General features: G+C 43.5%; 13 protein-coding genes and 1 other RNA gene. 10 read left to right on the forward strand and 4 right to left on the reverse strand.

The genetic code is table 11. The features are described 5' to 3' along the window. Nucleotides 1-14: 14 nt before the first annotated feature. Genes ACKTR5_RS01555 through ACKTR5_RS01565 form a run of 3 tightly spaced genes read left to right on the forward strand, consistent with a single transcriptional unit; the run spans nucleotide 15 to nucleotide 3,829 of the window. Nucleotides 15-1,157 carry a hypothetical protein gene (locus tag ACKTR5_RS01555; protein WP_407878627.1) on the forward strand — a complete coding sequence of 381 codons (1,143 nt, stop codon included), beginning with the start codon at nucleotides 15-17 and terminating at the stop codon, nucleotides 1,155-1,157. A gap of 5 nt (nucleotides 1,158-1,162) precedes the next feature. After that, complete coding sequence (locus ACKTR5_RS01560) at nucleotides 1,163-2,281, forward strand: glycosyltransferase (RefSeq protein ID WP_407878629.1); 1,119 nt, start codon at nucleotides 1,163-1,165, stop codon at nucleotides 2,279-2,281. A gap of 6 nt (nucleotides 2,282-2,287) precedes the next feature. Then, entirely contained in the window at nucleotides 2,288-3,829 is a 1,542-nt protein-coding gene (locus tag ACKTR5_RS01565; RefSeq protein WP_407878631.1) for a lipopolysaccharide biosynthesis protein, read from the forward strand. Nucleotides 3,830-3,998: 169 nt separating this feature from the next. Here the strand turns inward: ACKTR5_RS01565 and ACKTR5_RS01570 are convergent, their stop codons facing one another. From ACKTR5_RS01570 to nrdH, 4 genes are all read right to left on the reverse strand, one after another. Then, nucleotides 3,999-4,574, reverse strand: coding sequence for an LOG family protein (locus ACKTR5_RS01570; protein ID WP_407878633.1), 576 nt, complete (start codon nucleotides 4,572-4,574; stop codon nucleotides 3,999-4,001). Nucleotides 4,575-4,707: 133 nt separating this feature from the next. Beyond that, nucleotides 4,708-5,685, reverse strand: coding sequence for a class 1b ribonucleoside-diphosphate reductase subunit beta (gene nrdF, locus ACKTR5_RS01575; RefSeq protein WP_407878634.1), 978 nt, complete (start codon nucleotides 5,683-5,685; stop codon nucleotides 4,708-4,710). Between the two features lie 17 nt (nucleotides 5,686-5,702). Continuing rightward, a complete protein-coding gene (nrdE, locus tag ACKTR5_RS01580) occupies nucleotides 5,703-7,868 on the reverse strand; it encodes a class 1b ribonucleoside-diphosphate reductase subunit alpha (protein WP_407878636.1) in 2,166 nt (721 codons plus the stop codon). A 91-nt stretch (nucleotides 7,869-7,959) separates the two neighbouring features. Beyond that, on the reverse strand, nucleotides 7,960-8,184 hold the full coding sequence (gene nrdH, locus ACKTR5_RS01585) for a glutaredoxin-like protein NrdH (RefSeq protein WP_407878637.1): 225 nt from the start codon (nucleotides 8,182-8,184) through the stop codon (nucleotides 7,960-7,962). Between the two features lie 228 nt (nucleotides 8,185-8,412). On the opposite strand from nrdH, the gene ACKTR5_RS01590 reads away from it, so the two are divergent. From ACKTR5_RS01590 to ACKTR5_RS01620, 7 genes are all read left to right on the forward strand, one after another. Then, nucleotides 8,413-9,024: a class I SAM-dependent methyltransferase gene (locus tag ACKTR5_RS01590; protein WP_407878639.1), complete on the forward strand. Its 612-nt coding sequence runs from the start codon at nucleotides 8,413-8,415 to the stop codon at nucleotides 9,022-9,024. Beyond that, entirely contained in the window at nucleotides 9,017-9,523 is a 507-nt protein-coding gene (locus ACKTR5_RS01595) for a nucleoside deaminase (RefSeq protein ID WP_407878641.1), read from the forward strand. Before ACKTR5_RS01590 ends, ACKTR5_RS01595 begins: the two co-directional genes overlap by 8 nt. Before the next feature lie 90 nt (nucleotides 9,524-9,613). After that, an RNA gene (gene ffs / locus ACKTR5_RS01600) (signal recognition particle sRNA small type) lies at nucleotides 9,614-9,702 on the forward strand. Between the two features lie 111 nt (nucleotides 9,703-9,813). Then, nucleotides 9,814-11,640 carry a DNA polymerase III subunit gamma/tau gene (gene dnaX / locus ACKTR5_RS01605; protein ID WP_407878642.1) on the forward strand — a complete coding sequence of 609 codons (1,827 nt, stop codon included), beginning with the start codon at nucleotides 9,814-9,816 and terminating at the stop codon, nucleotides 11,638-11,640. 49 nt (nucleotides 11,641-11,689) lie between these two features. Further along, nucleotides 11,690-11,995, forward strand: a complete 306-nt coding sequence (locus tag ACKTR5_RS01610; RefSeq protein ID WP_407878644.1) for a YbaB/EbfC family nucleoid-associated protein — start codon at nucleotides 11,690-11,692, stop codon at nucleotides 11,993-11,995. 21 nt (nucleotides 11,996-12,016) lie between these two features. Beyond that, on the forward strand, nucleotides 12,017-12,616 hold the full coding sequence (recR, locus tag ACKTR5_RS01615; RefSeq protein WP_407878646.1) for a recombination mediator RecR: 600 nt from the start codon (nucleotides 12,017-12,019) through the stop codon (nucleotides 12,614-12,616). Between the two features lie 9 nt (nucleotides 12,617-12,625). Then, a complete protein-coding gene (locus ACKTR5_RS01620; RefSeq protein WP_407878648.1) occupies nucleotides 12,626-12,871 on the forward strand; it encodes a YaaL family protein in 246 nt (81 codons plus the stop codon). The last annotated feature ends 99 nt before the right edge of the window (nucleotides 12,872-12,970 follow it).

Raw genomic sequence — 12,970 nt, forward strand, 5'->3', positions numbered from 1 at the left:
AGGTACCTTAAGTTATGCACGACGGAGTTCAAAAAGGAAAAATCAATATTAACCCTGTGATGGTGTTACTTTGGACTAATGTTTTTTATCAAGTATTCTTTAATAGTTCATGGCGTGAACGATTTTCTGGAGATGTTGGAAAGTATGTTGGCTATAGTTTAATTGCTTTATTAATGGTAGTTGTAGTAATTAATTTGTTGAGATATGTATCCAAAATTGAAATAATGATTCCTGCCTTTATTTTAGTATTCCTAGGAATCTATTTAATCTGGTTTGGAAATTTGACTGTTGGAACAACTTTTTTGTTTGCGATTATTGCTTTGTTATACAATCCCGAAAAAATATTTGAAGTTTACTATTGGGCTACAATTACTGCGGTTGCAATAGTTATATTATTAAGCTTAACATCGGTGTTGCCACTTCATGATTCGTTAGGTGGGGCGTTAACATTAGGGTTCCGAAACGTTAATACAACCGGCTTTTATATCGGAATATTATTAATTGAATATGCAGCTGTAAACCCAAAACGTGTACATTTTTTGTACTGGATAACATATGGAATAGGGTTAATGGTTGAATACTTGCTGTTTGGTGATAAGACGATTGTAGGAGTTATGATTGCTTTTGCTTTGTTGGTTTCTGTAGATAGAGTTAAGCCGGCACTTTTTAAAAACAAGCTTGTGCGAGCACCTTTTTCGATCTTGCCATTTATATTAGGATATACCGCTTTTTCATTGGCCAATGATTTTGGAACAACGGCCTTCAGCCTTAAAGTCAACCACTTCTTAACAAACCGAGTTTTTATTTGGAACTATTATTTAATCACTTATCCGGCGCATTGGTTACCGGCATATAAACAATTAAGTATGAAGCAAATCAATATGAACGTTTTTTCAGCATCAACATTCGATGGAGCCTACGTGGCCTATCCGCTAAGCATTGGATGGTTCCTATCAATACTATGCTTGGTTACCTTTTCTCTCTATATATACATATATATGAAGAAAAATAGTGGCTTAGCAATTGTCGGGATTATATTTGTAATATTAGGTTTTTCAGAAAGCTTAATATTATCTTTTTATCAATCACCGGTTGCTGTTGTGGCACTGGGAATTGGTCTAAAATCGCTATTTCAACGTAAAGAAAGAAAAGTATAAAAACAATGAAAAAAGTGCTTCTTACAGGCATGGGCCATCAATTAGGTGGCACTGAATCATTTATAGATACCTTAATAGACAACAATAAAGACAACATTGAATGGGCTATTTTATCGGCGACAAACGATACTGTGGTCAAAGAGTCACATTGGAATGCGTTCAACATCCCTGTATATAAGCTTAAAAATATTTTTGGACTGAAAAATGCTTTACGTCGATCAAAAATATTTAGTGAGTTTTTACGAGGTCATAATTTTGATGTTCTTCATATTAATGCGACAACGTTAAATACTGTGTATATGGCGCGGGCAGCACTTAAACAAGGAGTTAGTGTTGTTTATCAGGTTCATAATACTGCACCGTCTGGGTATAGCTATTTTGAGAAATTGTTAACAAGTATAAATAAAAATATTGCACGTTATTATTTACTTAAACATCCCGAAATTCAATTAGTATCGGTTAGTGATGAGGCTGCTGAAAAGGTCTTTGGAACTGAATTAGCAAAAAAAGTAAAAGTTATCGTTAACGGTATTTCGACAGATAAATATTGTTTTGACGATAGAGAAAGAACTCAAATGCGAGTTTCTCTGGAATTGAAGGAAAACGACTATGTAGGAATTGTGGTTGCTCGGTTAATGCCAATTAAAAATATTCAGTGGTTAATTTCGATCATGGCGAATGCAAATCAGAATGTACTACAAAAATTATTAATTGTTGGCGAAGGTCCCGAAAGAGAAAATTTGAGTGCTTTAATAAAGGAAAATGGTTTACAAGAGAAGGTTGTTCTTTTAGGTGAACAAAAGGATGTTCAAAAATTCCTTTTTGCTGCAGATTTATTTTTGCTTACGTCTTATTCCGAAGGTTTATCTATTAGTGTTATTGAGGCGCAGGCTTCTGGATTACCAGTATTAGTATCAGAAGGCATTCCTAAGGTAACGAATATAACCGGACAAGTGTTCTTTATGGGACTTGATCAGACGGAAGAAAAATGGATTAAAGAAATTCAAAGAATTAAGCAAGAGCATTTAATTTGGAATCGAGTAGATAGTAATAATATGGTTGAAAAATCTGAATTCTCAAAGGAACGCTTTCGACGAGAAATTTTAAGGTTATATGGAGTATAAGCTATTTTGAAATCAAGAACACAAAATTCAATAAAGAATTCAACGATTGCTTTTTGGGGACAAATAATAGTATTAATTACTCAATTTGCAACTCAAACTGCGTTTGTCAAATTTTTAGGCGCACAGTATGTCGGCGCAAATGGGTTGTTCTCAAATTTATTAACATTATTATCTTTTGCTGATTTAGGTTTAGGAGGTGCAATTACCTTTGCACTATATGAGCCTCTGGCAAAAGGAGATATTGATAATATTCAAGCCATTATGGCTCTATTTAGGAAAACATATCATGCCATTGGAACTGCAATTCTTCTTATGGGATTGTTTTTTTCTTTGTTTATAGATCATTTTATTAATAACAGTTCAACAATACCGCATGTACAGATGATGTTTATCTTGTTTGTTATTAACTCTGCGGCAAGTTACTTTTTTGCATATTTAAGATCGCTATTAGTTGCCAACCAACAAGGATATGTAGATACTTTAAACCGTGTTGGTTTTACTTTTATGCAGGCTGTTTTACAAATAACTTTTTTAGCAATGTTTAGGCAGTACATTATTTTCTTACTGTTACAAATCTTCTTTACGGTGACTTCAAATTTAGCCCTCACAAGGAAAACGTTTAGATGGTTCCCATATTTACGTAATAGACACCTTAAAACAAAAATTTCGAAAGAGTCTTTGGCACAAATTAGGCTTAATGTTGTTGGAGCAATTGCATCGAGATTTGGAATTGTTGTATCCAATGGTACGGACAATCTGCTTTTATCATCTTTTATCGGGCTAAGTATTGTCGGTAAATATACCAGTTACATGCTAATTTTTAATAGTTCACAAAACATTTTAAATCAGGCTTTTTCTGCCGTTATATCAAGTATTGCAAATTTTTCAGTTGATAGAAAGATGGAAAAAGAAGAGACAATTTTTTTTCGATATCTATACTTGGTATTTGGGATTGCGTTAGTTGGCGCTATCTCTCTCCAAATTGTTGTACAATACTTTGTTGTTCTATGGATTGGAAAATATTATTTGTTGCCAAAAGTAACCGTCTTTTTGATGGTTACAATATGGTTTTTTAATGTTTGTAGGTATGGAGTTCAAGGGTTTATTACAGCGCATGGGCTGTATTGGGAAACAAAGTGGAAGTCAATACTAGAGGCACTAGTTAATTTAGGAATAAGTCTATTATTAATTAGTACGACTTCATTAGGCGTTAATTCGGTTGTCATTGGAACATTGACATCTGTAGTGGCGATTTCTCTATGGTGGGAACCACTAATTGTAAAACAAAAAGTTCGTTCAATTTCTCAAAGTAAATTAATCCTGTTTTATGGTCGTGGAATTGGTTTGTACTTGTTATTGAGTTCTGCAATAACTATAGGACATGTATCTGATTATTTACTGGTGCATTCATTTGGAATAAATGTTTTGATTCTTATTGGAGTAGTTCTTTTAACTGTTTTAGTGTATATAATTGCAAATTTTCATGCTGTTGAGCAAAAATATTACTTTTTATTAGGTGGTCGTTTAATGACATTCAAACGGAACTGATTAGTAAATTAGGACGAATCGTAACTGTAAAAGTACCCTTGAACATGAGATGGGTGGCAGGGTTTATTTAACGGACGCTTTATACACGCACAATAAAATCCATCTCTCATAATTCAAGTTATGAGGGATGGATTTTAAATTAATCATAAAAGAGTAGCAAGTAAATTTTTTACGCATGTGGCATCGTCGTCACGTGTTTAAATGTCTTAAAGTAGTCGAAAATCTGGTCAATGGACGTTGCGTTGACCATTAAATCAAGGTCACTGACGGGGAGAAAGTCAACCTCTGCAGCGTCCACGAACCACTGCCACAGTGAATCATAGAAATGATCAATGTTGAAGAGGGCAATGGGCTTTGTGTGGATGTCGATCTTACTCCATGAAAGCATGGTGCCCAGTTCTTCAAACGTGCCAAAACCACCAGGCAAAACAATGAAAGCATCGGAACGGGCCAACATTTGTTCCTTACGTTCATCCATGGTGTGGACCTCAACTAAATGGGTGAGGTGGTGGCTTTCAGTACTGATTTCCTTAAGAAAGCGGGGCATGATCCCGGTCACTTGACCACCGGCATCAATGGTGGCATTCGCAACGGTCCCCATGAGGCCGTCAGAGGACCCACCGTAAACGAGTTGGATGTTATGGTCGGCCAGGTAACCACCAAGCAAGGCGGCCTGAACGGCATACTCTGGGTTGTCACCGGGCATGGACCCGCAAAAAACACATAGTGAATTGATTTCTGTCATGAATGGTGCCTCCTGTGAGTTATCCACTTAAGTATACCACGGCCGCTATCAGCTGATTCTGCGTAAACGAAAGCGACTGCCCACCCTGATAAAGGGGGAGCAGTCGCTTTTTGAATGGTTAGTTGTTAAGTGGTTAAGCCTTCTTTGGGCCACCGATTTGGTAATCGTCGTTGCTCATGGCTTCAACGTTTCCGAGGCGGTAGCCGTTACCAACCTGACTGAAGAAGTCATGGTTTGAGGTTGAGGTGGAAATCCCGTTCATAACGACAGGGTTCACATCGTCGGCTGTATCTGGGAAGAGGGGATCTTGGCCCAGGTTCATCAGCGCTTTGTTTGCGTTATAGCGGATGAACTTCAGAACGTCATCAGACCAGCCAACCCGGTCGTAAACGAGGTGGGTGTATTTCTCCTCGTTTTCGTACAGGTAATAAAGAAAGTCGTACATCCAATCCTTTAAACCTTGTTGTTCATTTTCAGTAAGCTGCTTCATGGCCAGCTGGAACTTGTAACCGATGTACGTGCCGTGGACAGATTCATCCCGCAAAATCAGTTTAATAATTTCTGCAACGTTGTTCAGCTTGTTGTGACCAAGGTAGTATAGGGGCGTGTAGAAACCGGAGTAGAACAAGAAGGTCTCTAGGAAGACGCTTGAGATCTTCTTTTTTAGCGGGCTACTATCGTCATGGTACAGCGTGTAGATCCGCTTCGCCTTGTTTTGCAGGAGGTCCTCAGAATCACTCCAGTCAAAAATTTCGTCAATTTCATCCGGTGTGTTCAGGGTCTCGAAGATGGTGGAGTAACTTTTGGCGTGCACAGATTCCATGAACTGAATGTTATTCAACACAGCAGTTTCGTGGGTTGTCCGAACATCCTGCCGAAGCGCCGCCATCCCGTCCTGTGACTGTAAGGTGTCTAAAAGGGTCAACCCACCAAAGACGTGACCAACGACCCATTTGTGGTCGTCATCCAAAGTGCGCCAGTCATCGAGGTCGTTTGAAACGGGGATCCGGGTATCAAGCCAGAATTGCTCCGTTAATTTTTCCCATGTTGCTTTATCGATTTCATCGGAAACCTGGTTCCAATTGATGGCTTTGTAGTTGCCATTGTCCATTATGTTGTCCTCCTGGCCTAAATACTGCAGCTTTCACATTCGTTCGCGCCCACTTCGCCATCATTATCTGTAAACGTGCGGACGTAATACACAGACTTACAGCCCTTTTTCCATGCATAGTAACGCAGGATGTTGAGATCACGGGTCGTCATCTTGTTCGTACGGCCATCTTTCCATTCGTACAGTCCTTCAGGAAGTGTTGACCGCATGAAGAAGGTGAGTGCCATCCCTTGATCAATGTGTTCTTGAGCCGTTGCGTACACATCAACCACTTTCCGCATATCAATGTCGTAGGCCGATTGATAATAAGGCAGGGTGTCGTTTGAAAGGTATGGTGCTGGATAATAAATCTTTCCGATCTTCTTTTCTTGCCGTTCTTCGATCCGGTTAACGATGGGGTTCAAACTTGCCGTTGTGTCATTAATGTAGGAGATCGATCCGTTAGGCGCAATGGCCATCCGGTTTTGGTGATACAACCCATCGGCCATAACAGCAGCCTTCAACGCAGCCCAATCTTCCTTAGTCGGAATGAAGATGCCGGCGAATTGTTCAGCGACTTTGGCACTAGTTGGGGCCCAATTCTTAGTGGTGTACTTGTCAAAGTAGGCGCCACTCGCGTAAGTTGAGTTTTCAAACCCGACAAACGTTTGGTGGCGTTCACGAGCAATGTCGTTAGAGGCTTTTAATGACCAGTAATTCAGCAACATGAAGTACACTTTAGTGAAGTCTAAGGAATCAGCGTCCCCATAATGCATGTGATTCTTGGCAAAGTAAGCGTGCAATCCCATGGCACCAAGACCGATGGCGTGGCTTTCTTCGTTACCATGTTGCACACTTGGCACAACATCAATGTTACTGTGGTCGGTTACGTAGGTCAATGCACGAACCATGGCGTCAACGGAATGTCCAAAGTTAGGGGATGCCATCAAGTTAACGATGTTTGTCGACCCAAGGTTACAACTAACATCTTTACCCAACACATCATATTCTTGGCGATTGTTGATCTTTGAGGGTGTCATCACCTGGAGGATTTCTGAACATAAATTACTCATGATGATTTTACCGGCAATTGGGTTGTTGAGGTTGGCGGTATCAATGTTCACAACATAAGGATAACCAGATTCTTGTTGGAGCTTGCTGATTTCAGTTTCTAATGTGCGGGCCCGGATCTTTTTTTTGGCGATCGCAGGGTTGGCCACCAGGTTGTCATATTCTTTTGTAATGTCCACGTAGGAGAATGGGGTGCCGTAAACTTTTTCCACGCTTTGTGGTGAAAAGAGGTACATGTCGGCATCTGCTGCGACTAGTTCATAAAACTTGTCGGGAATCGTGATCCCAAGTGAAAGGGTCTTGACCCGGATCTTTTCATCCGCATTTTCCTTTTTGGCACTCAAAAAGGCGACAATATCAGGATGGAAAACGGATAAGTACACGACACCGGCTCCTTGACGTTGGCCAAGTTGGTTTGAGTAAGAGAAGGAGTCCTCCAGTAACTTCATTACGGGAACGACACCGGAAGCGGCGTTTGCAATGCCTTTAATTGGTGCACCGGCCTCACGCAGGTTGGAGAGGTTGATCCCGACCCCACCACCAATCCGTGATAATTGAAGCGCAGAGTTGATGCCACGGCCAATGGCATTCATGTCGTCTGTCATTTGAAGCACAAAACAGGACACCAATTCGCCACGGCGGGCCCGGCCAGCGTTAAGAAAACTGGGAGTAGCAGGTTGGTAACGTTGGTGAATGATTTCATCGGCTAAGGCCATGGCGAGATCTTCGTCACCATCGGCAAAAAACAGGGCGTTCATGGCAACACGATCGGCAAAGCGTTCAAGGTAAAGCTGGTTATCATTTGTGCGCAATGCGTACTGTGCGTAGAATTTGTACGCAGCCATAAACGTTTTAAAGTGAAAATCTTGTTCTGCTAAGTAGGTGTAGAGCCGTTCAACGAAGGCAAACTCGTACTGTTCAAAAAAGGCGCGTTCGATGTAATTATTATTCAGTAAGTAGTCAAACCGGTCACGGAGACTGTCAAAGCGCATGGTGTTGGGTTCCACATTTTCGGTTAAAAAAGCAGCCAGTGCTTCCTGGTCTTTATTTAGCGGAATTTGTCCGTTGACCGGAATGTTGATTTGATTGTTGAGATCGTAATAAGAAACGTCGGTTAACTCGTTTAGTGCCATGAATTCCACTCCCTGAATTTTTGATAAAAGAAAAGACGCGCGCAAGGCCGGTTACGTGCGTCATGAATGCCAATGAATGAAGCGTTAATGCTTAGGCTAACGTCGCTAATACATCAGGACGGAAACCAGAGACAACAGCTTCTCCAGCATCGACGACGGGCATGGCTTGAAAACCACGGCCCTTTAAATAATCGATGAGTTCGGGGTGCTGATTGATATTTTGTTCTTCAAAGTCCACGTTGTGTGCGGTTAAAAAACGCTTCGTCATCTTGCATTGAATACAGTTATCCTTCGTAAAAACAGTAATTTTAGCCATAATGGCCACTTCCTCTCCGCTCGCAAATCGACTGATTTGAGCAATTGCTAATGACTTTAGTATAGTGGCTGAAAATTGAAATGCAACTTAAAAACACCACATTTTGTGCCAAAATTGAAAAAGGGCTACAAGATGTGGTGTTCTATCAACGATTTATTTTTTTAATTTTTTTTCGTTACTTTTTCATGAGATTCCATTATCATAAAACTAGAAATGAGGATTAAAACCATGAGTAACGATCATTATTATACGCCAAATCCGGAAGCTGTCCACGACGAAACGACGTGGTCTTTCCGATTATTAGGGCGAGAATTAACCTTTACCACCGATAACGGCGTCTTTTCTAAACGAACTGTCGATTATGGATCACGCGTTTTACTTGATGCGTTTTCACTAGACCACGTTCCGTCAGGCAGTGTGCTGGATTTGGGGTGTGGCTACGGACCAATTGGGTTGGCCCTTGCTTCAACTTACCCAGAGCGAACGGTAACGATGGTTGATGTCAACGAACGTGCGTTAGCGTTAGCTCAAAAAAACGCACAGCAAAACCGCATTGATAATGTCACGATCTTTGCGTCTGATCGGTATGCGGCCGTGACGGATCGGTACGCGGCGATTGTGACTAACCCACCAGTGCGCGCAGGAAAAGCCATTGTTGATGACATGTTGAGTGGCGCCAAGGACCATCTGCTTCCCGGGGGAACACTAACGGTGGTCTTACAAAAAAAGCAGGGGGCCCCATCGGCAAAGAAGCTAATGACGGCGACCTTTAGAAACTGTGAAATTGTTAAAAAAGATAAGGGCTACTACATTTTGGTAGCAACGATGCCACATGAGTAGTGCCAGAGAAGTTTTGACTGCGGAACAACAATGGGCGATGCAAGCGGCACTCCAACAAGCTAGGATTGCAGGTAGTGTTGGTGAGGTGCCAATTGGTGCCGTTGTGGTTCATGACGGTGAAATCGTTGGCCGGGGCTATAATTTACGTGAACACGCCCAGGACGCCACCTTACATGCAGAAATGATGGCCATCAGTGAAGCTAACCACACGCTGAACACATGGCGGCTTGAGGACTGTCAATTGTTTGTGACGATCGAACCGTGTCCCATGTGTAGTGGTGCCATTATCAATTCACGGATTCCTGACGTGTACTTTGGTGCCCGGGACCCCAAGGCTGGAACCGTTCGGTCATTGTATGAACTGTTGGAGGACGACCGGTTCAATCATCGCGTTCGGGTTCATGAGGGCCTTCTTGCCGATGAAGCGGCTAATGAGATGAAACAGTTTTTCCGGGCGATTCGAAACGGCCGGGGCAAGCCGAAACCAGGGCAACGATGAACGGACAATGTGTAATGAAAAAGCCACCATTTTTTGAGCAAAAGGGTGGCAATTATGGTGCAACAAGCGTATTATAATTAATTGCCGAAAGGCCATGAGGCAAGGTCACCCTCACGAATCGTGTCAGGACCGGAAGGTAGCAGCACTAAGTCCGTGGTGGTTTGTGCTTCATGTTTAATGATAATTAATGCGCTTGGTCAACCGACCAGGCGCTTTTTATTTGTTTTTAAAACCAGTATACTATTACCAGGTTTTTAATCGTTCAGTAAAGCAGATCAAAGGAGTTAAGCATGAGCTATCAAGCGCTATACCGGGTGTGGCGGCCCCAACGGTTCGACGACCTTGTGGGTCAATCCGTCATTACGCAAACGTTAAAAAATGCGATCATTACAAATCAGACCAGTCATGCTTACCTTTTCTGTGGTCCACGGGGAACCGGGAAGACATCGGCGGCGAAGATTTTTGCTAAGGCGATTAACTGTCCCAACCAGGTGGATGGCGAACCGTGCAATCACTGCGACATTTGTCAGGCCATTACGGCGGGGCAATTAAATGATGTCATTGAAATCGATGCGGCCTCGAATAACGGGGTTGAAGAAATTCGGGACATTCGTGATAAGGCAAAGTACGCGCCGACACAAGCGACCTATAAAATTTACATTATTGATGAAGTGCACATGTTATCGACAGGGGCGTTCAACGCGTTGTTGAAAACGTTGGAAGAACCACCAGCAAACGTTATCTTCATTTTAGCCACAACGGAACCCCAAAAGATTCCGGCAACGATCATTTCGCGGACCCAACGCTTTGACTTTAAGCGAATTACCGCCCAAGAAAGTTTTGACCGGATGGTGTACATTCTAGACCAAAAGTCGGTTCCGTTTGAAGAAGCAGCACTGCGCGTCATTGCCAATGCTGCCGAGGGGGGGATGCGTGATGCACTGAGTATTCTCGATCAGACAATCTCCTTTGGCGATAACGACGTGACGTTAGCAAACGCCCTGTTAGTGACCGGAAGCGTGACGGAAAGCCTGCTGGCAGACTATGTCAACCAGGTTGTGAACCACGAAACGACGGCCGGGCTTGCAGCGCTACAAAAGGTTTTGGATGACGGGAAGGATGCGGGTCGCTTTGTGGAAGACCTCATCAGCTATGTTCGTGACCTATTGCTCTTTAAGGAAGCACCAGAAATGGTGACGGGAAGTGACAGTACAAACGACGTGTTCCAAACGCTGAGTCAGTCGACGGACCCTGATGTGTTCTACCAGATGATCAATGCGCTAAACGACGTTGCGGCCCAACTGCGGTTTACGACTCATCCAGATGTTTATTTGGAAGTGCTGACGGTCAAACTCGGTCAGATCTATCCGACACCGCGTGGGGGGACTAACGCGCCCGCAACTGGTGGACCTGACGTAACGGCACTTCAAGCCCAGGTTGGTCAATTGAAGCAACAACTGGCGCAACTAACAAGTGCACCAAAAGTGCCAACACCAGTTGCCTCCGTCGCTACGGTGACAAGTCAGTCAGCACAAGCATCAGCAACTTCGGCGGCATCGACTACGCCGACTGCGCCCAAGAAGGCAGCGCCTAAAGCAACATCGACTAGTGGTGCCAACGTTAGCTTAGCCAAAGTTTATCCGGTGTTACGGGCGGCCACAAAGCGTGACTTGGATGGCATGCGGGAAGTGTGGACGGATCTGTTGGACACACTGCCAATTACCCAAAAAGCAATGATGAACGTTTCTAAACCGGTGGCAGCCAGTCACGACGGCGTGATCGTGTCGTTTAGTTACGCGTTCTTCTTTGATAAGGCAATGAGTGACGATCAGTTGCGGCAAACCCTGCAGGATAATTTGAACCGGTTAACCGGTGAGCTGACGGATGTGCTGTTTGTACCGGAAGAACAGTGGCCGCAGATCAGAAAAGACTTTTTAAAGGACCACAAGGATGAACTGGGGAGTCCGGCGACCGGTAATCAAGAGTCAGCGCCGGCAGCTACGATCGGTGACCAAGAAGCACCTGAGGCAGCAGAGCCATTGGAAGAAGCACCGGCTGTGGTGACAAAAGCCCAGGCAATCTTTGGTGCAGACAATGTAACGGTCAAAGAGGACTAGTTAGCGTATAATTAACACATAATATAGAAAAACTTGGAGGTACGAACTTATGATGGGTGGTAACATGCAAAGCTTGATGCGTCAGGCGCAAAAATTGCAAAAGCAGATGAAGGCGGATCAGGAAGCACTGAACGCACAAACGTTTACGGGAGCTGCGCCTGATGACATGGTGACGGTAACGGCAACGGGTGAACACAAGGTGACAGACATTGTCATCAAGCCAGAAGCCATCGACCCAGACGACCCAGACATGTTATCTGACATGGTTTTGGCAGCCGTTAACGACGTTATGACAAAGGTTGATGAAGCAACGAACGATACCATGGGTAAATACAGCCGTGGCATGGGCATGTAAGGTTAAATAGACGAGGTCAAGATGGATTATCCAGAACCAATTGCACAGTTGATTGATAGCTACATGAAGTTACCAGGCATCGGCGCGAAAACAGCGACAAGACTGGCGTTTTATACAATTGATATGGAAAGTGATGATGTGACTGGATTTGCTAAGTCACTCATTTCAGCAAAGCGGGACCTTCATTTTTGTTCAATTTGTGGAAACATTACCGAAACGGACCCGTGTGCAATCTGTTCCGATAAAAGTCGTGATCAGAGCACGATCCTGGTTGTTGAAGAACCCAAGGACATCATGTCGATGGAAGGTATGCGTGAATACCACGGCTTGTACCACGTTCTCCACGGGGTGTTGTCCCCAATTGAGGGGAAGGGCCCAGAAGACATTAACATCACCAGCTTGGTGAAGCGGCTTCAAGAACACGCCGAGATCAAGGAAGTGATCGTCGCCACAAATGCAACGCCGGAAGGTGAAGCAACCGCGATGTACCTCTCTCGGTTGATCAAACCCGCTGGGATCAAAGTGACCCGCTTAGCACACGGGCTGTCCGTTGGTTCAGACATTGACTATGCGGATGAAGTCACACTGCTAAAGGCGGTTGAAGGACGAACGGAAATGTAGGAGGGCCAGATGTTTTTTAGACGACGGGCGTCAGTTAAAGAAGACTATGATAACGTGTTGCTTGATGACATCGACCATGCGAAGCACGTTTGGGATCGGGCCGCGGAGACGCAAACCGCGGTCGTTGACGAGGGGAATGGCCGTGAGCTCTCAACACAAACGGCATTAGCACGGCAAAAGTACCTCTTACTCTTTCGGGAGGCACGGCATCGTCAAGTTCACGGCCGGTTACAACAATCCGTAGTGGATTCATGATGAGGAAACTTAACTCACGACAAGAATAAGTCTTGACAAAGGGTCTCAATAAAAAATATGATGTAAGCTGTGGATTTTATATAATCCACAGCTTTTTTG

Origin of the sequence: Furfurilactobacillus entadae (assembly GCF_045862745.1) — a bacterium.
GTDB classification, from domain to species: domain Bacteria; phylum Bacillota; class Bacilli; order Lactobacillales; family Lactobacillaceae; genus Furfurilactobacillus; species Furfurilactobacillus entadae.

What these genes read in the sequence shown, in the direction of transcription:
- ACKTR5_RS01620 (WP_407878648.1), top strand. Translation starts at nt 12,626, where the DNA reads ATGTTTTTTAGACGACGGGCGTCAGTTAAAGAAGACTATGATAACGTG.
- ACKTR5_RS01595 (WP_407878641.1), top strand. Translation starts at nt 9,017, where the DNA reads ATGAGTAGTGCCAGAGAAGTTTTGACTGCGGAACAACAATGGGCGATG.
- nrdF (WP_407878634.1), bottom strand. Translation starts at nt 5,685, where the DNA reads ATGGACAATGGCAACTACAAAGCCATCAATTGGAACCAGGTTTCCGAT.
- nrdE (WP_407878636.1), bottom strand. Translation starts at nt 7,868, where the DNA reads ATGGCACTAAACGAGTTAACCGACGTTTCTTATTACGATCTCAACAAT.
- ACKTR5_RS01570 (WP_407878633.1), bottom strand. Translation starts at nt 4,574, where the DNA reads ATGACAGAAATCAATTCACTATGTGTTTTTTGCGGGTCCATGCCCGGT.
- dnaX (WP_407878642.1), top strand. Translation starts at nt 9,814, where the DNA reads ATGAGCTATCAAGCGCTATACCGGGTGTGGCGGCCCCAACGGTTCGAC.
- ACKTR5_RS01610 (WP_407878644.1), top strand. Translation starts at nt 11,690, where the DNA reads ATGATGGGTGGTAACATGCAAAGCTTGATGCGTCAGGCGCAAAAATTG.
- recR (WP_407878646.1), top strand. Translation starts at nt 12,017, where the DNA reads ATGGATTATCCAGAACCAATTGCACAGTTGATTGATAGCTACATGAAG.
- ACKTR5_RS01590 (WP_407878639.1), top strand. Translation starts at nt 8,413, where the DNA reads ATGAGTAACGATCATTATTATACGCCAAATCCGGAAGCTGTCCACGAC.
- ACKTR5_RS01555 (WP_407878627.1), top strand. Translation starts at nt 15, where the DNA reads ATGCACGACGGAGTTCAAAAAGGAAAAATCAATATTAACCCTGTGATG.
- nrdH (WP_407878637.1), bottom strand. Translation starts at nt 8,184, where the DNA reads ATGGCTAAAATTACTGTTTTTACGAAGGATAACTGTATTCAATGCAAG.
- ACKTR5_RS01560 (WP_407878629.1), top strand. Translation starts at nt 1,163, where the DNA reads ATGAAAAAAGTGCTTCTTACAGGCATGGGCCATCAATTAGGTGGCACT.